Here is a 19,258-nt window from a genome sequence, read left to right as displayed (position 1 = left end):
ATCGAACCGCCGACCCTCTGCTTGTAAGGCAGATGCTCTCCCAGCTGAGCTAATCCTCCATAAGTTACGGCTTTTGATAAGCGGCGCATTTCGTTGTCATCTTCGCTCACTCACATCCTCACGTACTTAGGTACGCTCCGGTGTTCGCTCCCTCGATTCCTAGAACTGCTTGCTTCTCAAAACCTTGATTAATGATCAATATGTATGGTGACCCCTACGGGATTCGAACCCGTGTTACCGCCGTGAAAGGGCGGTGTCTTAACCGCTTGACCAAGGGGCCGATAAAATAATGGCGGAGAAGGAGGGATTTGAACCCTCGCGCCGCTTACACGACCTACACCCTTAGCAGGGGCGCCTCTTCAGCCACTTGAGTACTTCCCCATTATTTATGCTTGTCCTAAATATAAATGGCTCCGCAGGCAGGACTCGAACCTGCGACCGATCGGTTAACAGCCGATAGCTCTACCACTGAGCTACTGCGGAATAAAACAGACTTGCTTTAGTATACTCTCTTGTCCAAACCTTGTCAACATGGTTTCTTTAAAACATGTTAAGAAAAACCGTCCATTTCCGACGGCTTTTATAATTTACCATATCATAAAGTATTCGTCAACCGCTAAATACTTGTTCAATCTTTCCTCCGCATTTGCCGCACACATATCTTAATGTATTCATTCTTTTTTTTCTTAAAAACTTTTGGGAGCACACTAAGCATTTATAAGAGTACGTCTTCCGGTTCTGCCTCGTACGGACTAGAGGACTACAGAAGCGAGGAGCTTTAACTTGTTCAAGCAACTCTCTGAACTCTTTATCTCGGTGCTTATAGCCTTTCCCTTCTATATGCAAATGATAATGGCACAGTTCATGCTTAATAATACCTACCATTTCTTTCATACCGTGCTCTTCAAGGTATTTTGGATTAATCTCAATATCGTGCGACACGAGAAGATACCTTCCTCCAGTCGTTCTTAACCTAGGATTAAAACGGGCGGTATGTCGAAATCTTTTTTTAAAAAAAGTCGCCGAGATCTCTTCTACTAGCTCTTGGAGTTTCTGCTGCATCATGATGGCCACCTCTCCTGAGAAAAGCTGTATATGTTCAATTTAAGGGGCCATTTAAAAATAGCACCTGTTATATCCTAAAAAAGAATTTCAATAAAAATGCAAGCCCTTGAAAAAGAGCCTAAAAAAATTCTGAACGGGACATTTTCACATTGCATACATTAGGTAATACCCATATACCATTATAACGTTTAAGGAGGGTTGAGCAATGCCATCATGGCTAAAAAATCAGATGATGCGCGCCTACCTTGAAAAAAACCGCTACCAGATAAAACTCCTGAATCAGTGCTGGTTCTTTTACAGGAAAAAGCACTGCTCATAGCAGTGCTTTCATTTTGGCTGCTTCTTAAATAACAAATATGGTCTAGTCGTTTACCATCGAAAGGGCAACTCTTCCTTTTTGAAGATCAACAGAATCCACCCAGACGGTTACGATATCTCCGACAGAGATAATATCCAGTGGATGTTTGACAAAAGACTTGCTCATTTTTGATATATGAACAAGACCATCCTGTTTAACGCCTATGTCTACAAATGCACCAAAGTCCACGACGTTTCGTACAGTACCTTGAAGCTCCATCCCCTGGCTTAAATCTTCAAGCTTTAGCACTTCTTTTTTTAGCAGAGGCTTAGCTACCTCATCACGCGGATCTCTGCCCGGGCGAATTAGAGCATCACAGATATCCTTCAACGTCAGCTCGCCAATATTGTATGTAGCTGCAGCTTCTTTTATGTCCAGAGAACGTATTTTATCTTTTAGATCATCACTGCCAAGCTCGTGAACACTTGAACCCAGCCTGGTAAGCAGCTGTTCTACTTCCTTATAGCTTTCAGGATGAATCCCTGTCCTGTCCAGCGGCTGGTTACCATCTATAACCCTTAAGAACCCAATGCACTGTTCGTATGTTTTTGCTCCAAGGCGGGGAATCCCCTTCAATTGTTTTCTGTCACTGAATTTCCCCAGTTCTTCCCGTTTTTTCACTATATTGTTGGCAACTGTTTTGCTGAGTCCAGCTACATATTGGAGAAGTGCAGAAGATGCAGTATTCACATTAACCCCAACCTGGTTGACAACTGTTTCAACAACAAATGTTAATGAATTATTTAAATTTTTTTGGCTGACATCATGCTGATATTGTCCCACACCGACTGATTTAGGATCAATTTTAACTAGTTCTGCAAGCGGATCCTGCAGCCGCCTGGCTATGGAAACAGCACTCCTTTCTTCCACTTTAAAGTCTGGGAACTCTTCTCTGGCAATATCAGAAGCAGAATAAACACTGGCACCCGCTTCATTGACGATGAGATAAAACAACTCATTATCAACTTCCTTTATCGTATCAGCAATAAATTGCTCCGTTTCCCTGGATGCCGTTCCATTTCCTATAGCAATGACTTCAATCTTATATTTCACCAGTATGTCCTTAACAATTTGTTTTGCTTCAGACGATTTGTTAACAGGCGGGTGAGGATAGATAACTCCTATATGCAGGACCTTGCCTGTCTCATCGACTACAGCAAGCTTACAGCCTGTTCTATATGCAGGATCCACGCCGAGTACAATCTTTCCTTTAAGAGGGGGCTGCTGGAGCAAATTTCTCAGGTTTTCAGAGAAAATATGAATGGCCTGATTATCTGCTTTTTCTGTTAGTTCTTTGCGGATTTCTCTTTCTGCAGCTGGCTCAATCAATCGTTTATAAGCATCTTCAATTGCTTCAAGTATTCGGTCTTTTACAATGGTTTCCTTATGTTTTAATTCATTTCTTTCAAGGTAAGAAATAATCCTGTCAACAGGCGCCTGGATCGATACTTTGATGATTTCTTCTTTTTCTCCCCTGTTCATCGCAAGGATTCTGTGCGGAACTACTTTTTGAATCGGTTCTTCATATTCATAATACATCTCATAAACTTGCTTCTCATCTTTTTCTTTATTCTTTACAGAGGTTGCAATTTTACCATGTTTTCCTGTTTCCTCACGTATCCACTGACGGTACTTTGGAACATCAGAAATTTTTTCTGCAATGATCTCTTTAGCCCCCTGTATGGCTTCTTCTGCTGTATGAATTTCTTTTTCTTCGTTTATAAACTCTTCAGCTTTTTCTTGAAGGGAACCTGACTTAGGAAGAGAATGAATCCATTCTGCAAGCGGTTCAAGGCCTCTTTCTTTTGCGATTGTTGCTTTCGTTCTTCTCTTTTGTCTATATGGTCTGTATAAATCCTCAATCTGCTGCAGTTTCACAGCGCCAGAAATTTGGGCAGCCAACTCATCTGTCAGCTTTCCTTGTTCTTCAATGAGTCGCAGCACCTCTTCTTTTCTAGCCTTCAAATTTAGCTGATATTGCCATTTTTCTGATATATCTCTTATTTGAACTTCATCAAGAGCTCCTGTTTGCTCTTTGCGGTACCGGGCGATAAAAGGGACCGTGTTCCCCTCTTCCAAGAGGTGAATGACGTTTTTCACCTGTTTTAAACCGATTTTCATCTCTTCGGTTATTTGCTTCAAGATTAAAGCGTTTTGATCTTCCATTACAAAGCCTCCAGTCTCAGTTCCCTAACCTCCATTTTAACAGATATTGCACCTCTGTATTCAAGAAGGACCATTTAGAGGTGCGTGGCTTTGGATATTATCTGCAAAATTAATGGAAACATGGCACCTTTAGCTCCGTTTGTTGCTTTTTTCAAGAAGTTATTTTCAGGGCAGCCTAAAAATAAAAAGCCGCTCAACTTTTATTTATAAAAGCTGACCGACTATATAAGTTAAATCATCATATCTAGTGTGAGTGTAAATTTCCAGATGTTCTGATATGTCTTCAATTGTTTGGAAATCCCTTAAGATGGATTTAACTCCCGGGACCTGCAATCCATCTGTATAAAGGATGAACTTTGAGCCTTTCTCATATGGATAGGTATGGACTCTATATGTTTGAGGCTTACCTGACATATATCCCAAAACAGGCAAAGGATAAATAAATTTACCAGAAGGGCTATAAAGAACAAATTTGACATTACCGACTGAGGAGTAAGTAAATTGCTTTTTATTAAAATCTACTTTAAAAAGCGATACAGTGGCACCCCGTTTGTTTTTAAGCACTTCGTTTCCCCTTTGCATCAGGGAAGCTATATCTTCATGGTGATATTCATTTACGATCTGACTGATTGCCTCAGATGATTCGTTGGCAAGTTCACCGCTTCCTAACCCATCAGATAGTGCACACATAAAATATTCATCCGTTGTAACCATTGTAAAACTGTCTCCGCAAAGCGATTTCCCCAGCTTCTGCAGCTGAAATGCTAAGGCGTGCACGTGACTATTCGACTCAATATCGATCATTGGTAAAGCTCCATCGATTTATTATCAGCAGCCAAAGCTTCTCTCAGCTTATGAATGGCTCTTCTCTGCAATCTGGAAACATGCATTTGAGAAATCTCCAATTCTTCACCTGTTTCTTTTTGACTTTTGTTTTCAATGAATGTTAAATGAATGATCTGTTTTTCTCTTTCTGTAAGAACATGCAATACACTTTCCAGCATCATACGCTGATTAACTTTCTCATATCCTTCTTCTCTGGAACCAACAATATCCAGAATAGTTACAGTGCTTCCATCTGAATCAGCTTCAATGGAGTGGTCAACCGATAACGCTTGGTAACTCTTGCCCATTTCCATCGTTTCCAGAACTTCCTCTTCACTCACCTCAAGAAAATCCGCTATTTCGTATACTAACGGCGAGCGCTGAAGGCTATTTGTCAGTTCATCCACTGCTGCTTTAATTTTCGGTCCCAGTTCCTTAATCCTTCTTGGAACATGGACACTCCAGGTTTTATCCCTCAAGAAACGCTTGATTTCTCCAATAATCGTAGGAATTGCAAAAGCTTCAAATGATTTGCCGACAGTTGGGTCAAACCTGCGAATAGCTCCAAGCAAGCCGATCATGCCGACCTGCATGAGATCTTCATGAAAGCTCTTTCCTTTAGAATATTTTTTGGCCAGCGTCTCAACCAGGCTTGCATAATGTTTAACAAGTGAAGTTTGAGCGGCTTCATCTTGATGTAGCTGGAAATCCTGAATCAGATCATTTACTTCTTCTTTAGTTAGCTTCGTAGTTTGTGACAGCCGTGTCATTATTCACCCGCTCCCCGTTTAAAAGCTTAGTCAGATAGACTGTAACTCCTGAGTCTATTTGAACCCTAACCTCATCCATGAGTGCTTCCATCAAATATAAACCCAGCCCTCCTTCCGAGAGAGAGTCAACTGAGGAATTGGACGAATATGGTCCAAGCTCGCTTTTCTTTTGCTCGAAGTTAAAGCTTTCTCCTTTATCGGATACAATTACTTCGAGACGGTCCGGATATAGGCCAAAGCCAATTGTTACTTCTCCATTTTGAACATTTTTATATGCATGCTGTACCGCGTTGGTACACGCTTCGCTTGTCGCAATTTTTAAATCTTCAATCTCGTCATAGGAATAACCCATGCGGCTCGCAATGCCAGAAAGGGTCAAACGAACAATGCCAACATATTCCGGTTTGGCCGGAATTTTCATTTCAATATAGTCAACTAATTGATTCATTGTACACCATCCTCTGCTTTTGAAGAAATATCAATGATGTCATTTAGCCCTGTAATGCTGAACAGTCTGGCAAGCCTATCAGAAAGTTCCACCAGCTTCAGCTTGCCGCCATTTTTTCGCACAGCCTTCAAAAGTCCGACAAACACACCCAGGCCTGTACTATCCATATATGAAACATCTTTCAGATTGATGACCAAATTAGCATTTTCCTTTTCCGCAAGAGGCATGAGCTCTTCACGAAGCTTCGGAGCAGTAAAGGCATCTATTTCACCGGAAACATTAACAGTTATTTGTTCTTTATTCTCATTAGTAATGGTTTGTAAATTCATCTTTTCCTCACCTCAAAACGTTAAAATACGAAATAAGCTATTGGTTTCCTTCCCGCTTAGGGCAAAACCTAAACCTTTCTGCGGATTATTATAAAGGTAAAATCATCCCTTAATTGAAAATCCTGCATTTGAAGAAATTCCTGATAAATCTTTTCAACAATTTGCTGTGCAGGCAAATCAATATAGTCTTTAATCAGCTTTGTTATATATGAACGTTCAATAAATCCGTCCTGAGAGCGGGTTTCGGAAACGCCGTCAGAAAAAAGCACAACCATATCACCGCATTCGATTCTTTTCTCATACTGCTGATATTTGATGTTCTGGTCAATTCCAAGAACCAGTCCTTTTGCATCAAGATCTGAAAAACGATCCTCTTTATGCGAATAATAAAACCCTGGTTCATGGCCTGCAGATGCATAATTAAAAATGTGGCTTTCTGTATCGTATTTCCCATAGAACATCGTAATAAACATACTTGGGTCAACATTTTGCTCTACAACACTGTTTAAATTTTCCAGAACTTGATTCGGATACTTTCTCGACTCAGGCAAACTGTCCATTGCATACTTAATCATGGACATACATAGTGCAGCAGGGATTCCTTTTCCTATCACATCTGCAAGGGCAATGCTAATTCCATTGCTATCCTGAACAAAATGATAATAATCTCCGTTCATTTGCTTGGAAGGAATGCTGATTGCCCCTATATCAACTTCAGCAGAATCAGGAACAGAAGTCTCCAAGAGCGTTTGCTGAACGTTCGCTGCAATCTCAATCTCAGACTTGATCTCCCGCTGCTTATCCCTTAATATCTGATGCTCCTGATAAGCCAATCCGTATCCAATCATAACTTCTAGGAGAAAATCAAGGGAGTGAAGGATATCATCCTTTATATCAGGAAACAAGTCCTGAAGAACTTTTCTGTGAATACTGACGATTTCTTCTGGCGGAATTTGCTGCTCAATTGTTTTGCGGCTGAATTTTTGCCCTTGGTAAAGAGCCGTCTCAGTCAGCTCATTTATATAATTACTAACTAATTCCCTGTATTTTCGTTCGAAGATTTCTTGGAATTCCATTAAGCTTCCCCTTCCTCCTAGCGAAGCCATTTAACCGCTTGGATATCAGTACCCTCTCCTATTCCTGAATGAATATTAAATTCATCCATTAAGCGTTTTACTCCGGGTAGTCCTGCTCCAAGGCCTCCGGAAGTTGAAAATCCATCTTCCATCACCTTTCGAATATCCGGTATGCCCGGTCCGTTATCTATGGCTATAATTTTTAAACCCTGTTTTCCAAATTCGGTAATTCTTTCAATGCATATCTGGCCTTGTCCAGCATATAAATAGATGTTCCTTGCGAGTTCTGATATGGCTGTCGTAATTCTTGCCTGGTCAACGGTGCCAAACCCGAGCTCCTTTGCAACATTGCGCCCCAGCTGCCTGGCTGCTACAATGTCCCATTCAGTGACTATCTTTACACAGGATTGGTTATCCATAAGTTAGTCCCCCAATTCCTGCTGTAGTGACTCAAGCCCTTTTTCAAGATCTAGTGCAGTTTCAACTTCTTCCAGCTGTATACCAAGTTCAATCAATGTGATCGCTACTGCCGGTTGTATCCCAGTTAGTACAACCTTTGCCCCCATAAGCTTGGACATGCTGATCACATCACCTATAACTTTAGCAATAAACGAATCTATTACGTCTACTGATGTCAAATCGATAACAACCCCATATGCACCTGTTTCATGGATTTTCTGAAGTAGGTCTTCCTGGAATTGCAATGCTGTTTGATCATCAAGCTCCCATTGAATGGAAACGAGCAGACAGTTTTTTAATTTTAATATTGGTATTCTCGGAGTTCTCACCGGTATTCCCCCATAGATACAATTTTCCTATTAGTCATTTCCAAAGCACTTTCTATCCCTTTTTGCAGTGTATTCTTTGTTGTTACTTTATTCAGGTTAATTCCCAAGTTAACAATAGTCTGGGCAATCTCCGGACGGATGCCGACAAGCAGGCACTTTGCTCCTACCATCCTGACCGCTTCCGAGGCTTGAATAATGTGATGAGCGACCATTGTATCTACTACCGGTACACCTGTGATGTCAATTAAAACTACTTCCGCTCTATGCTTGACAACACCATGAAGCAGATTTTCCATTATTCTTTTTGCCCGTTCTGTGTCTATCGTACCAACGAGAGGCATAACCGTAATATTATCAAATACCGGGATAAGCGGTGCGGATAACTCCTGCAGCGCCATCTTCTGAATAGATACCGTTCTCTCCCATGAAGAACCGTAGTGGTGAATTACCTCATAGCTCATAGGCGATACACATTCTTCAAATAGAAAAACAAGTTCAACCTTTTCCTGATCGGTCGATTCTTCAGTCATTTTTTCAAAAATGATTTTGCTCAGTTCCTTCATTCCAGAAATGATGAAGTGAAGCGTCCAGCCGATCTGCACAATTTTCAGAGAGAAATCATTCAGCCTTTCTTCCTGCTTGTCTTCCGGATTACTCAAGTGATGCATCAGGATTCCAATAAATTCACGGCATACCTGGTCATAAACCGAGGACGAAATGACATTGGAAACCTTTCGATCATCTGTATCTTTTAATATACGGGTCCACTCTTGTATAAGATCTTCCTGATGTTTCACTAAAAAATCCAGAATAGGATTTCTGGATGACCGGCTCATGGCGGTTACCCCCTTAAACTGCGATAATAATATCTGCTTACTATTATACCTATTAATGTAAACAAAAAAAAGAATTCTGGTGTTATTCCTTGCTTCCTTATACTGGACGTAAAAAGGGGGTTGCATCGTGCAACCCCCGCTTTATTATCTAATATTTTTTTAAAAATGGCCTTCCGCACGCACGAAAGTTGTATTCGTAACAGCTAAAAGAATGCAAGCCTGCGCATTACAAACTCTACAGCAGTAGGCAAAAAGAAATGAGCTTTTAAAAATCAATAAGGCCCAAGCTTATTTGTAACGCTTCATCGACTTTATCCATCATTTCATCATCGAGATGAGTGATTTTATCAGTCAATCTTTGTTTGTCAATTGTTCGAATCTGTTCCAGTAAGATAACGGAGTCTCTTTCAAATCCGTATCGCTTAGCGTCAATTTCTACATGTGTAGGCAGCTTTGCTTTCTGAATTTGAGCGGTTATCGCAGCAACAATGACAGTCGGACTGAACCTGTTACCTATATCATTTTGAATGATTAAAACCGGACGTACGCCTCCTTGTTCAGAGCCGACAACAGGAGATAAATCTGCAAAATAAACGTCGCCGCGCTTAACTATCAACGGATTACCCCCCGCTGACTAAGCGGTCAACAGTGTGGTCAGCCTCGGATTCTGCCAAAAAAGCTTCGGAAGCAATGTTAAGATTAATCTTGGACATTTCCATGTATCCTCTTCTCATGGATTCACGAATCTGTCGCTTTTTTCGCTCACGAATATACATTTTGGTTGCTTGATAAATTAGCTCGCTTCGATTTCCGTTTTCTTGTTTCACAAGACCGTCCAATTCTGAGACTAATGTCTGCGGTAAGCGGATCAAAATTTCAGTAGTTGCGCTGGATTCAGACACAAACATACACCTCCAACAAACTTGCACACCCGTTATTCATTCCTGTTTAATCATAACATTTATAAAACAAGAAGCAAAGCCATTTTTCGCAATAATTCTTCAATATTATAGACATGTTGGTGTCTTTTTTATTCAATAATTTATATGGTTGCGCAGATACTAACTCAAAAGGGAATTTTTCACTTTCACAATTCTGCCGTTTTCCATATATATTCGGGGCACTCTCGTCCCTATTATGCATGTGACTTCATAGTTAATGGTTTCAAGCCTTGAAGCCACTTCATCTACAGGAATTTCCGAATTCTCCTGCTTTCCGATCAGTGTAACTTCCGTGCCCGAAGACATTTCTTCAGGCAATAAAACCATACATTGATCCATGCAGATCCGTCCAATAATTGGCACTCTTTTGCCTTCTATTAGCACATCGGAATTTTTCAATTTCCTGATCCAGCCATCAGCATATCCAATAGGAAGCGTGCCGACCCACTCATCTTTCTCAGCTTTGAAAGTGGCCCCATAGCTGACACTGTCTCCTTTATGAATTTTTTTGACTTGGACAAGCTTTGTACGAAGAGAGAATGCTTCTTCGAGCTTATACGGAAGTTCCTTCTTCATTTCTTCTGATGGCGACAAACCGTACATGGAAATCCCCAGCCTTACTGCATTAAAAAGCTTTTCCGGAAAACGGAGGCCTGTTGCACTGTTCCCGCAGTGAACCATCCAATCCTCCGAAGGAAGACCTTCAATCATCTCATTAAAACGTTTGAATTGCTTTTCAAAGTAGCCTGTTTCAAGCTCGTCAGCTGTCGCAAAATGAGTATAGATCCCTTTAATGGCAACTTTCTCTTCTGAATTTGAATAAGAAATAAACTCCATGAGCTTCTCTTTCTCTGTAAAACCGAGACGGCCCATTCCTGTATCCACTTTAATATGGCAGAAAAGTGTCCCTTTCTCCAATTCATTCATTGCTTCTTTTAGCCAATCCAGTGAAAATACCGTCAGTGTAATATGATGGTCGACCGCTGTCTGCACATCGGCCGCTCTTGATCCCCCAAGCACCAAAATGGGTGCAGTAATTCCTTTTTCACGCAAAGAAAGGGCTTCATCCAGAAAGGCAACGGCAAGCATGCTTGCTCCAGAGGAGAGCGCTGCCTCAGCTGTTTCGGAATCACCATGGCCATATGCATTCGCTTTAACAACCGCAATGACCTTCGTTTGCTCTCCCACATGCTTTTTCATGTTTCTCACGTTTTGTTTTATCGCATCCAGGTTAATTTCTACCCACGTGTCCCGGTAAAATGATCCCTGATTCATAGTGACACTTCCTCGCTAAAGTTTATACAAATATGATTATCAAACTTTACTGCAAGAATTGTCAAATGTTCCAGGATACCGAGCAAAAAAATTCCGGATGGCGCCGCCATCCGGTTTGGTCTACTTGGCAGACTGCCCTTGAACAGAACGTGCAACCGAAATCATTTCATCGGGGCTCAAATCGTCAGAGGCAATCATATAATCAACATCGTTATTCGTCCATGAAATGGACTTCTTTGTCAGCGCTCCAATGGTGAATCCAAGATCTGCCGGAACCCCGCTGACAGGTGTGGCGGTATCTGAAGGAGGCGACTGAGTAGCCCGTTCCTGGATCATTGTGAACGATTTTTTCCCGCCAAAGGTCATGATAATCCTTTTGCCGTTAGCCGTTTTCACTTCTTTTTGATTCTTCAGCTTCACTTTATCCGGAACATCCAATGGATATTTCACAGCGAATGGCTCTTTGCTGGCAGGTGCATTTGCAGGAACATCCAAAAGGGCAAAGGACATGTTTTTATGCATATCAAAAGAATCCTTGTCAAAAGAAGTATTAAACTGGAATTTCTTAAATTCTACTGTAACGAGAGGATTGCGGTCTGGATCCATAACCTTCACAACAGATGGAGAAAGATCATTTTTGTTAAATGAAATTTCCTGAAAAGGAAGCATCTTGTTGTTTTGATAATTGGTTTTTGTTTCGAATACATAATGGGTATTCGTTGATTTAAACACTGATTTTTTGTCGTCCATGATGTCTTTTACCAATGATTCAAATAAATAGGCCTGACTGCTGTTTTTTGGCCAGTCGCTTTGAAAGCGGAAGCTCTTGTTCAAAGCAGGAGTCAGCACATAAACTCCTTCGTCATTCCGAAGAATCATCTGGCTTTGATCTTTATTTTGGCTTTTCAGGCTGACACGGTAATAGGAAGGCTGCTTGTGCCAGATTTCCACATCATAAACCTGCGGTTCGCTTCCGGTCTGGAGGGTCATTTTGGCTTCTGCCTTATAGCCGTTTAAATCTTCTACTTTTTTATCGAGCCCTTTTACCACATCCGTCTGGGATTTATTCCCGCATGCTGCCATTACCAGTACTGCAATCAGCACTGTCACAATCAGAGCGAAGCTTTTTTTCAACCTTTCCAACCCCTTTGTCTCATACTGACCTAAAAAAGAGAGATGATGAACAAAGCCTTCAAAATGACTTGTCTCCCTTATCGCTCTACAAATATATGAGACAGGGTTTTATAATATGCAGACTAGCTTGACGAGCTTTCGATCAGCACTTGTGCAGCTGCATATTCTTTTGTATGGGTAATGGAAAGGTGAAGCTTATCTTCTTCATTGCTTGTTTTGCAGATGATGGCCGGCTTCCCTGCTGAATCATTAAATATCTCTAGATCCTGAAAGCTTAGAAAAGTGCCTATTCCCAACCCGCACGCCTTCGCATAAGCCTCCTTTGCCGCAAAACGGCCTGAAAGGTATTCATCCTGCCTTCTTCCTGATAATCGCAAATATTTTTCTTGTTCTTTCACAGTCAATATTCTTTTATAAAATCGCGGCTGCCTTGCTGCTGTTCTTTTGATCCGATCAACTTCCACCAGATCAAGCCCTATTCCTTTTATCATTTGACCACCTGCTTTTTTAAACTTGTACTAATTTGGAGTGTACAGCCGTAGGATGAACTATTCCTATTAATCATAAAGGAGGAACCCATTTGTTTACCAGAACAGAGAGCCTCGGCGTTTACATCTCACGCTATCCAATTGTTTCAGCACTATGTGCTGTTCATCTCTTACTATGGCTGTTATTTCTGATTCCGGTTCAATCCATTATGTTTTTGTTTACATGGCTCGACGGATATAACTTAGGGATTGCAGAGGGAGAGTGGTGGCGCCTCATAACACCTATTTTTCTTCATGCCAGCTTTAGCCATCTGTTTTTCAACACTATATCACTGATTTTATTTACTCCTCCTCTTGAAAAGCTTTTAAAGAAAGGCAAATTTTTATTGATTTACTTTCTTTGCGGATTCCTTGCGAATGCGGCAACCTTTTTTCTCGAGCCGCTTGAGTATTCTCACATTGGAGCATCCGGAGCCATTTTCGGCTTGTTCGGCGTTTATTTATATATGTCCTTTTTTAGAAAAGATCTGATCAGCAGGGCAAATTCCCAAATCATTCTTATCATACTGATCGTCGGCTTTCTTACTTCCTTTATGTCAGATGATATTAATATCATTGCCCACTTGTTCGGTTTTATGGTTGGGATGGGAACTGCTCCTCTTCTATTGAAGAAGGTTTATCCATAGGCCTTCTGGGAGGAATGGTTCTTCTGGAAAACCAGTTTTCGATTTTCAGGGCTTGCTTGGCGTCCAAGCCTATTAAAGAAATATGAGCCCCTGTAAATCCTGAAATGATCGACGTGTTAATTGTTGTCAGGTCCCTTCTCTTTTGAAAAAACGATTGGTCCACTCTGAAAGTCTGCATATGCTGCTTAAGAACGAGAACAGTTGTTTTTGAAAATACCCGTGATGACAGTGAGAGCTGTTTACCTTTAAGGCTCCATCCAGCATCCTTATGAGCCTGAAGCCCAAGGAACACCGCTGCAATGAAAAAAACAAGTGACAAATAACCCCACGGGCGCAGGAATATACACAAGGGAATGATCAGAATAAGAGCTGGCAGCACTTGGCCAAAAATGTATCTTGCGCGCGCCTTAGGCGACACCTTGATTAACTCTGACGACAGTGTATAGCTTGGAGCAAATTCCATCAGCAGAGAAGGTATTTGCGATTTTTTTACAAAAGGAAAAAGCGTTGCTGAAAACTTCTCTCCTTTTGTTCCTCCTCCCGCAATGAACAGGTGAACCGAAGCGTAACCAAATGGCTGTCTAAGAATGCCTTCTGAAATTTTGACTGCCTGGATTCGGGCAAGCGGAATGGTTAATTGGTTTTTCTCAAGGAGACCTCTTGAAATGATTAGTTCCTTCTCGTTCTTTACGATAGTAAAAGAGGCGTATTTCAAAATAACTCCGAGCATACTTACAATCCATGCTAATACAAAGCCAATAAATACGGCAAAGGCATAGAGGGCCAGGCTCGCATTTGAAAGGAATTCAAATTTAGAAAATATGCTTTGCCAGGGAATAATGTCATCAATCTGTGAAGCAAAAGCAGCGGCTGCAGATAATACAACGCCTATTCCGCTTGAAGTTGCAGCGCCAAATAATAAATCTCTCCCGCTTAATTTGTATATTGCTTCCTTTTTGGACAGAGACAATCTATCAGCTGGCTTCTCTAAAACAAGTTCTGCATTTTCAATCTCTTGCTTTTTCCTGTAAAGCACTGCCCAGATTTCCTCTGCCTTTTTTTTATGAATAGCCTCAAGCACCACTTCTGCTTCCTTGCCGCCGCCTGCAGTTTCCGCCTGCAGCCGGACGAGGCCAAATGCTTGTTGAACAAGGCCCGCATTTACATGGACGGTTTGGATCCTCTCAACAGGTATGTATCTTTTCTTATTAACGAAAATTCCGTTTTCGACTCTTAATTCTCCGTTCTCGATTCGATAGGTGAATTTCAGCCATGACAGCACACTAAAGATTACCAAGATCAGAATAAATACGCCAACACCGGCATATTTCCAGCCAGCTGGCATACTTCTTGCCCCATTAAAAAATAAGAAAACGACAAGCGGAATGATCATATCCTTTACTCTTTTAATAAAGTTTAATATAACAACGACCGGATGAAGCCGATTTGGTTCACTCATCATCATCTGTCACCCTTGCAAGCCTTGATATGTAATCACGGAGCTGATCTGCTTCATGAACATCAAGAGCAGGAATATGATGCTTTGTGGCAGCAGTGGTAATTTCAATGGTTGCGAGCTGATATTTCCTTAAAAGCGGTCCCTGCTGGGTATCCACATGCTGCACACGCACCATTGGAATTAAAACCCGCCTCACTGTAAACATCCCATATTGCAGATCAATTTCTTGTTCATGAATTTCGTATCTCCACACCCTGTGACGGAGCATGGGCTTTAACCAGGCTGAGTAAATCAAATGGATGATCCATGAGCAAAAAAGTGCAATAACAATCCATATTGGCCATTCTTTAAAATAAAATAATACACTTACTCCAATAAGCACAAATAAATAGAACAGGCTCGAAAGCAGTGCAGAAATCCTCCACATTGTCAGAGCTTTTCCGCTGATTCGATTTTCAGGTGCTTCTCTCAAGTTGTTTCCCCTCCCCAAAATACCACGCTTTTCAAAAAAAGCCTTTATGTATGGTGAAGCGGGCGAAAATGCCCCGCCAGCCTTCGTTTTCCAGTATATACAAATAAGAGGTATATGAATAGGTTGTGTTAAAGGTTCGTCGAATGACCTTTTTTTCAAATAAGTCTGTTTTCGCAAAAGTTGTTGCTATTCGTATATGTAAACTAATTTGGTTTGGAAATTACTTATTTCGATGAAGAAAGAAAGGCTGTTTTCGCAGAGCTTGTTGTTTTTCGTACATGCATTTATCACGCATTTAGACTAGCATCGGGGCATCTTTTCTTAAAGGTTTTTGCCATCCCATTGGTTTCGAGGACTATATATAGGGTCATGAGCAACAAAGTTTAAGAAAAGAGCATTAAATAAAAAAAGCTGTTCAAAAGCTCATTGGCAAGAGAACAGCTTTTCCTCTATTTATTTTTTCCCGGCAGGAAGCTCAAGCTTCTTAAAGCGCATGCTTATAACAATCCCCGAGCCGATGGCGCGTGAAGACAGATTCAGTGCGTGCAAACTGAGGTAAGAAATGCTTTAAATTTCGATATTAAAAAACCGGCAGGCGGCCGGCTTTTTTGCATCACGTCGATATCAGCTCTTTTGAGCGTTAATCGCTTCCCATTCTTCTTTGCTCGGACCATATACACCAGGAACTGTCAAATCAGCTTGTCTCATAAGGACAGTCAACTGCCCGCGATGATGTGCCTGATGCTGAATAAGCAGACGGAATACGGCCTGAACAGGCATGTCCCTTCCGAATAAATTCACCATTTCATTCATTTTCTGATCTGAAACCTGTTCAGTGAATGCTTCTGTTAAGCGCTGGCTTACTATTTTGTATGTCTCGCTGATTTCAGCAGCTGATTTAGGCGCAGCTTTTTGAAGATAAGGAATTTCAAATTTCACTCCAATCTGTGAAGGAAAGTAGTAAACTGCTCCAGTAATATGCCAAGCCAGGCTTCCGATGCTGTATAACCCTGGGGACACTTCCTGATTCAACGATTCATCCGTCAGCACATCCATAACCTTTTGCGTGTCTGCTGCTTCCTGTTTCCACTCGTTTAAAAAATCATTCACTGATGTAAACATTCCATTCCCTCCTCAATTTAGCAAATCGTTTCATTTTTTGAATGATTGGTGTTTTTTCATGGCGGTTATAAATTAAGACTGTTTTCGCAAAACGGTTATAGATAGGCTTCGTGGCATCTTTTCCTAAAATTAGCAGCTGTATAAATGTCCAGATATTTATATAGATGGAAAAGCAACAAAGTTTAAGAAAATAGCCTAAATTAAACAACTTTTTCAAATTCATTGTATCATGATCAGCTAATCATCTGCTTGTTTCAGGAAAATATTTGCTGGAGATTTATTTCATCCATAAAAAAACCTCTTTCCGCAAAGGAAAGAGGTTTTTTTGCTCATATCATTAAGATTGAGAAGAAGAAGAATATTGTTTTTTCCGTCTTTGTTGAGAAGAACGGTTTTTGTCGTTGTAAGAGCGGTTATGATTGCTGCTCTTTTTGCCTGAGCGCTGATTGTATTGTCCGCCTCCGCCGCCTTCACGTTTGCCTCGGTAGCCGCCGCTCTTTTTGAAAGGAGCAGGTGCTTCCTCTGTCAAACGGACAGGAGATTGGCTTGGTTCTTTTGTCATCAGCTTGATTGCTGCAGAAATGATTTTTTCGGAATCAAACTCTTCAAGCAATTGCTCAGCAGCTTTTGCGTAGAACGCAAGGTTTTCATTTTCAATCGCGCTGCGAAGTTTCTCAAGAGTAACGGATTGCTGGCTTTCAAGTGCTTCATCAAGAGTTGGCGGCTTCATGCGATCCATTTTGCGTTTTGTTGTACGCTCAATGTTTTTCAGAATTTCCATTTCTCTTGGTGTAACAAATGTCATTGCCATACCTGTTTTACCGGCACGGCCAGTACGGCCAATACGGTGAACATAGCTTTCCGGATCTTGCGGCACATCAAAGTTGTAAACATGCGTAACACCTGAAATATCAAGTCCGCGGGCAGCTACGTCAGTTGCTACAAGCACTTCAATGCTTCCATCTTTGAATTTACGAAGAGCTGACATTCTTCGTGCCTGGCTCAAATCTCCATGAATTCCTTCAGCTGCATAGCCTCGTAGTGTCAATGCTTCAGAAAGCTCATCAACACGGCGCTTTGTACGGCCGAATACGATCGCAAGTTCAGGAGACTGGCTGTCAAGCAAACGAGTCAGCACGTCAAATTTCTTTTTCTCCTGGATGTCGATGTAGAATTGCTGAATGTTTGGAACAGTCACTTCTTTTGACTTTACTTTGACAAGTTCAGGATTAGACATGAATCGTTCTGCAATTCGGCGGATCGGGTCTGGCATCGTTGCTGAGAATAGAAGAGTCTGATGGCTTTCAGGAACATTGGAAAGGATGGATTCGATATCTTCGATGAATCCCATGTTCAGCATTTCATCTGCTTCATCAAGTACAACTGTGTGTACATTTTGAAGTTTAAGCGTTCTGCGGTTAATGTGATCAAGAAGACGGCCAGGAGTTCCGACAATGATGTGCGGATTTTTCTTCAAGGCGCGAATTTGGCGGTTAATGTCTTGTCCGCCGTAAATCGGAAGTACACGTGCACGCTTGTAGTAAGCAATTTTATAAAGCTCTTCCGAAACTTGAATTGCTAATTCCCTTGTTGGTGCAATAATAATTCCCTGAATAGATTGGCTTTCCGGATCAATTTTTTCTGTTAAAGGAACACCAAAAGCAGCAGTTTTTCCTGTTCCAGTCTGGGCTTGACCAATAATGTCCTTGCCTGCTAATCCTAGAGGAATGGTTTGCGCCTGAATCGGTGTTGCTTCCTCAAAACCCATTTTTTTAATTGCCTTCATCAGGCTTTCGCTAATACCTAATTCTTGAAACATAGTAGTCAATGTATCATACTCCTTTATATTATCTGCTAGTCTTCACAGACTCATATGCAATAAATAATAAACCTTTTCAGGGAAATTTTCATAAACAAGCCCGTAAACACTTTACATTTAATCATAGCACTAACTTTAGAATTACACAATAAGGCTTCTTTCATGCCTTTTGCTCAATTAATGGAAACTCACCAACCTTAGAGAGAATCCTTTACCAGGAAAGAAGTGACTTCTTCTGTCAGCGTATTAAATTCACAATCATGGCAAATTAGATGTTTGGATAACGGAAGAAAGCAGAGTTTTTTTTCTTCTGAGCCGATATGGTTGTACAAATAATGGGCGCTTTTGACTGGTACGATCCCATCGGACTCTCCCTGGACGATTAGAACAGGAATCTGAATATTCTGCAGATGGGGCCTTACATATCGTACAAGTTTCCGAAACTCATAAGCTGCGCTCAGCGGTGTGCCTAAAAATTTCTTTTTATATCTTGTATAAAGCTCATTTTCCGCAAGCCTTCTATGATACAGATCAACAGCCATCACTCGTGCATCCTGAAGAACCTGTTTCGGGTTAATGTAATAAGCCGCTGCACTCAGAAGAACCAGTTTGTTAACAGGATAATTCACAGCCAGGTAGGAAGCGATCATTCCTCCCATTGAAAAGCCGATGACGTATACCTCTGAATGCTCATTTAGCAGCTTCTTCAATTCATTCTCAGCATGCTGTATCCAAGCCTTAAATTTAATTCCCTTCAGCTCAGGAGTCTCACCATGTCCAGGCAAAGCCGGCACCTGAATTTCCCAGCCGAATGTTTGCTGCAAATGCTTGGCTAGCGGCTCCACCTCATATGGCCCTCCTGTAAACCCATGAATACATAAACAGCCAGTCATGGATCTCACCATCCTTCATTGCTTGCTGTTAACCTATACCCATTCGCCAGAAATCACAAAGCACCTTTCCAGTCACTTTAGTCCCTGGCTTTTAGTATGGCCCCTTCTGCTTTTCATTAAGCTTTCGAAGCATTTTTTCCAATCTTTTTTCTTTCGTTTCCTGTCGTTTAGCACTCACAATCCACTCACTCATGCCGCCGCACTCTCAACAAAATGCTGCACGAAAGAATACGAACCATGTGGGATGGTATCAACCAGATGTTTTCCATGAATATCAGCAAAATGCTTCATTCTTCAGGAGCATTCAT

Annotated in this window: 23 protein-coding genes and 3 tRNA genes; 2 read left to right on the top strand and 24 right to left on the bottom strand. The window is 41.3% G+C overall.

The genetic code is table 11. The features are described 5' to 3' along the window. Positions 1-205 precede the first annotated feature (205 nt). From ACOT8F_RS16915 to ACOT8F_RS16900, 4 genes are all read right to left on the bottom strand, one after another. Positions 206-280: transfer RNA gene (locus ACOT8F_RS16915), tRNA-Glu, on the bottom strand. Between the two features lie 10 nt (positions 281-290). Next, a tRNA-Ser gene (locus tag ACOT8F_RS16910) sits at positions 291-381 on the bottom strand. 27 nt (positions 382-408) lie between these two features. After that, a tRNA-Asn gene (locus ACOT8F_RS16905) sits at positions 409-483 on the bottom strand. A gap of 126 nt (positions 484-609) precedes the next feature. Further along, positions 610-1,065 carry a SprT family protein gene (locus ACOT8F_RS16900; protein WP_421653089.1) on the bottom strand — a complete coding sequence of 152 codons (456 nt, stop codon included), beginning with the start codon at positions 1,063-1,065 and terminating at the stop codon, positions 610-612. Positions 1,066-1,270: 205 nt separating this feature from the next. Between ACOT8F_RS16900 and cmpA the strand changes: the two genes are divergently transcribed. Continuing rightward, positions 1,271-1,384, top strand: coding sequence for a cortex morphogenetic protein CmpA (cmpA, locus tag ACOT8F_RS16895; RefSeq protein WP_421653088.1), 114 nt, complete (start codon positions 1,271-1,273; stop codon positions 1,382-1,384). 42 nt (positions 1,385-1,426) lie between these two features. Here the strand turns inward: cmpA and ACOT8F_RS16890 are convergent, their stop codons facing one another. From ACOT8F_RS16890 to acpS, 14 genes are all read right to left on the bottom strand, one after another. Next, the gene (locus tag ACOT8F_RS16890; RefSeq protein WP_421653087.1) at positions 1,427-3,589 is read right to left on the bottom strand and encodes a Tex family protein; all 2,163 of its coding nucleotides are present in this window, start codon (positions 3,587-3,589) and stop codon (positions 1,427-1,429) included. Between the two features lie 204 nt (positions 3,590-3,793). After that, on the bottom strand, positions 3,794-4,393 hold the full coding sequence (locus ACOT8F_RS16885) for a PP2C family serine/threonine-protein phosphatase (RefSeq protein ID WP_421653086.1): 600 nt from the start codon (positions 4,391-4,393) through the stop codon (positions 3,794-3,796). Next, positions 4,390-5,184 (bottom strand): RNA polymerase sigma factor SigB, encoded by a 795-nt coding sequence (sigB, locus tag ACOT8F_RS16880; protein ID WP_421653085.1) that lies wholly within the window; start codon positions 5,182-5,184, stop codon positions 4,390-4,392. Before sigB ends, ACOT8F_RS16885 begins: the two co-directional genes overlap by 4 nt. Further along, positions 5,150-5,632: an anti-sigma B factor RsbW gene (gene rsbW, locus ACOT8F_RS16875; RefSeq protein WP_421653084.1), complete on the bottom strand. Its 483-nt coding sequence runs from the start codon at positions 5,630-5,632 to the stop codon at positions 5,150-5,152. The genes sigB and rsbW overlap by 35 nt, the downstream gene beginning before the upstream one ends. Continuing rightward, positions 5,629-5,961 (bottom strand): anti-sigma factor antagonist, encoded by a 333-nt coding sequence (locus ACOT8F_RS16870; protein ID WP_421653083.1) that lies wholly within the window; start codon positions 5,959-5,961, stop codon positions 5,629-5,631. The genes rsbW and ACOT8F_RS16870 overlap by 4 nt, the downstream gene beginning before the upstream one ends. Before the next feature lie 68 nt (positions 5,962-6,029). Next, positions 6,030-7,037 carry a PP2C family protein-serine/threonine phosphatase gene (locus ACOT8F_RS16865; RefSeq protein WP_421653082.1) on the bottom strand — a complete coding sequence of 336 codons (1,008 nt, stop codon included), beginning with the start codon at positions 7,035-7,037 and terminating at the stop codon, positions 6,030-6,032. A gap of 17 nt (positions 7,038-7,054) precedes the next feature. After that, positions 7,055-7,456 carry an anti-sigma regulatory factor gene (locus ACOT8F_RS16860; protein WP_421653081.1) on the bottom strand — a complete coding sequence of 134 codons (402 nt, stop codon included), beginning with the start codon at positions 7,454-7,456 and terminating at the stop codon, positions 7,055-7,057. Between the two features lie 3 nt (positions 7,457-7,459). Then, positions 7,460-7,825: an STAS domain-containing protein gene (locus ACOT8F_RS16855; protein WP_421653080.1), complete on the bottom strand. Its 366-nt coding sequence runs from the start codon at positions 7,823-7,825 to the stop codon at positions 7,460-7,462. Further along, entirely contained in the window at positions 7,822-8,661 is an 840-nt protein-coding gene (locus ACOT8F_RS16850; protein WP_421653079.1) for an STAS domain-containing protein, read from the bottom strand. The genes ACOT8F_RS16855 and ACOT8F_RS16850 overlap by 4 nt, the downstream gene beginning before the upstream one ends. Positions 8,662-8,926: 265 nt before the next feature. Then, positions 8,927-9,277, bottom strand: a complete 351-nt coding sequence (gene ndoA, locus ACOT8F_RS16845) for a type II toxin-antitoxin system endoribonuclease NdoA (RefSeq protein ID WP_035404386.1) — start codon at positions 9,275-9,277, stop codon at positions 8,927-8,929. Positions 9,278-9,281: 4 nt separating this feature from the next. Further along, positions 9,282-9,563 carry a CopG family ribbon-helix-helix protein gene (locus tag ACOT8F_RS16840; RefSeq protein ID WP_421653078.1) on the bottom strand — a complete coding sequence of 94 codons (282 nt, stop codon included), beginning with the start codon at positions 9,561-9,563 and terminating at the stop codon, positions 9,282-9,284. Between the two features lie 159 nt (positions 9,564-9,722). Then, positions 9,723-10,877, bottom strand: coding sequence for an alanine racemase (gene alr, locus ACOT8F_RS16835; protein WP_421653077.1), 1,155 nt, complete (start codon positions 10,875-10,877; stop codon positions 9,723-9,725). 120 nt (positions 10,878-10,997) lie between these two features. Further along, positions 10,998-12,020 carry a LolA family protein gene (locus tag ACOT8F_RS16830; RefSeq protein WP_421653076.1) on the bottom strand — a complete coding sequence of 341 codons (1,023 nt, stop codon included), beginning with the start codon at positions 12,018-12,020 and terminating at the stop codon, positions 10,998-11,000. Between the two features lie 113 nt (positions 12,021-12,133). Next, complete coding sequence (gene acpS, locus ACOT8F_RS16825; protein WP_421653075.1) at positions 12,134-12,502, bottom strand: holo-ACP synthase; 369 nt, start codon at positions 12,500-12,502, stop codon at positions 12,134-12,136. 89 nt (positions 12,503-12,591) lie between these two features. Here acpS and ACOT8F_RS16820 point away from each other — a divergent pair, with 89 nt between their 5' ends. After that, on the top strand, positions 12,592-13,185 hold the full coding sequence (locus ACOT8F_RS16820) for a rhomboid family intramembrane serine protease (protein ID WP_421653074.1): 594 nt from the start codon (positions 12,592-12,594) through the stop codon (positions 13,183-13,185). Here ACOT8F_RS16820 and ACOT8F_RS16815 read toward each other — a convergent pair. From ACOT8F_RS16815 to ACOT8F_RS16790, 6 genes are all read right to left on the bottom strand, one after another. After that, positions 13,133-14,650: a PH domain-containing protein gene (locus ACOT8F_RS16815; RefSeq protein WP_421653073.1), complete on the bottom strand. Its 1,518-nt coding sequence runs from the start codon at positions 14,648-14,650 to the stop codon at positions 13,133-13,135. The genes ACOT8F_RS16820 and ACOT8F_RS16815 overlap by 53 nt on opposite strands. Beyond that, positions 14,637-15,116, bottom strand: coding sequence for a PH domain-containing protein (locus ACOT8F_RS16810; RefSeq protein WP_421653072.1), 480 nt, complete (start codon positions 15,114-15,116; stop codon positions 14,637-14,639). Before ACOT8F_RS16810 ends, ACOT8F_RS16815 begins: the two co-directional genes overlap by 14 nt. A gap of 624 nt (positions 15,117-15,740) precedes the next feature. After that, the gene (locus ACOT8F_RS16805; RefSeq protein ID WP_421653071.1) at positions 15,741-16,238 is read right to left on the bottom strand and encodes a DinB family protein; all 498 of its coding nucleotides are present in this window, start codon (positions 16,236-16,238) and stop codon (positions 15,741-15,743) included. A 337-nt stretch (positions 16,239-16,575) separates the two neighbouring features. After that, on the bottom strand, positions 16,576-18,066 hold the full coding sequence (gene cshA / locus ACOT8F_RS16800; protein ID WP_421653070.1) for a degradosome RNA helicase CshA: 1,491 nt from the start codon (positions 18,064-18,066) through the stop codon (positions 16,576-16,578). A 188-nt stretch (positions 18,067-18,254) separates the two neighbouring features. Next, positions 18,255-18,950, bottom strand: a complete 696-nt coding sequence (locus tag ACOT8F_RS16795) for an alpha/beta hydrolase (RefSeq protein WP_421653069.1) — start codon at positions 18,948-18,950, stop codon at positions 18,255-18,257. A gap of 91 nt (positions 18,951-19,041) precedes the next feature. Next, a complete protein-coding gene (locus ACOT8F_RS16790) occupies positions 19,042-19,143 on the bottom strand; it encodes a YdeI/OmpD-associated family protein (RefSeq protein WP_421653068.1) in 102 nt (33 codons plus the stop codon). Positions 19,144-19,258: the final 115 nt, after the last annotated feature.

Source organism: Chryseobacillus diguaensis (assembly GCF_049220665.1).
Lineage (GTDB): Bacteria > Bacillota > Bacilli > Bacillales > Bacillaceae > Metabacillus_B.
The sequence above is the reverse complement of the archived record's forward strand: the minus strand, read 5'-3'. Positions and strand labels throughout refer to the sequence as shown.

What these genes read in the sequence shown, in the direction of transcription:
- ACOT8F_RS16900 (WP_421653089.1), bottom strand. Translation starts at nt 1,065, where the DNA reads ATGATGCAGCAGAAACTCCAAGAGCTAGTAGAAGAGATCTCGGCGACT.
- cmpA (WP_421653088.1), top strand. Translation starts at nt 1,271, where the DNA reads ATGCCATCATGGCTAAAAAATCAGATGATGCGCGCCTACCTTGAAAAA.
- ACOT8F_RS16890 (WP_421653087.1), bottom strand. Translation starts at nt 3,589, where the DNA reads ATGGAAGATCAAAACGCTTTAATCTTGAAGCAAATAACCGAAGAGATG.
- ACOT8F_RS16885 (WP_421653086.1), bottom strand. Translation starts at nt 4,393, where the DNA reads ATGATCGATATTGAGTCGAATAGTCACGTGCACGCCTTAGCATTTCAG.
- sigB (WP_421653085.1), bottom strand. Translation starts at nt 5,184, where the DNA reads ATGACACGGCTGTCACAAACTACGAAGCTAACTAAAGAAGAAGTAAAT.
- rsbW (WP_421653084.1), bottom strand. Translation starts at nt 5,632, where the DNA reads ATGAATCAATTAGTTGACTATATTGAAATGAAAATTCCGGCCAAACCG.
- ACOT8F_RS16870 (WP_421653083.1), bottom strand. Translation starts at nt 5,961, where the DNA reads ATGAATTTACAAACCATTACTAATGAGAATAAAGAACAAATAACTGTT.
- ACOT8F_RS16865 (WP_421653082.1), bottom strand. Translation starts at nt 7,037, where the DNA reads ATGGAATTCCAAGAAATCTTCGAACGAAAATACAGGGAATTAGTTAGT.
- ACOT8F_RS16860 (WP_421653081.1), bottom strand. Translation starts at nt 7,456, where the DNA reads ATGGATAACCAATCCTGTGTAAAGATAGTCACTGAATGGGACATTGTA.
- ACOT8F_RS16850 (WP_421653079.1), bottom strand. Translation starts at nt 8,661, where the DNA reads ATGAGCCGGTCATCCAGAAATCCTATTCTGGATTTTTTAGTGAAACAT.
- alr (WP_421653077.1), bottom strand. Translation starts at nt 10,877, where the DNA reads ATGAATCAGGGATCATTTTACCGGGACACGTGGGTAGAAATTAACCTG.
- acpS (WP_421653075.1), bottom strand. Translation starts at nt 12,502, where the DNA reads ATGATAAAAGGAATAGGGCTTGATCTGGTGGAAGTTGATCGGATCAAA.
- ACOT8F_RS16815 (WP_421653073.1), bottom strand. Translation starts at nt 14,650, where the DNA reads ATGATGATGAGTGAACCAAATCGGCTTCATCCGGTCGTTGTTATATTA.
- ACOT8F_RS16805 (WP_421653071.1), bottom strand. Translation starts at nt 16,238, where the DNA reads ATGTTTACATCAGTGAATGATTTTTTAAACGAGTGGAAACAGGAAGCA.
- ACOT8F_RS16795 (WP_421653069.1), bottom strand. Translation starts at nt 18,950, where the DNA reads ATGACTGGCTGTTTATGTATTCATGGGTTTACAGGAGGGCCATATGAG.
- ACOT8F_RS16790 (WP_421653068.1), bottom strand. Translation starts at nt 19,143, where the DNA reads ATGAGTGAGTGGATTGTGAGTGCTAAACGACAGGAAACGAAAGAAAAA.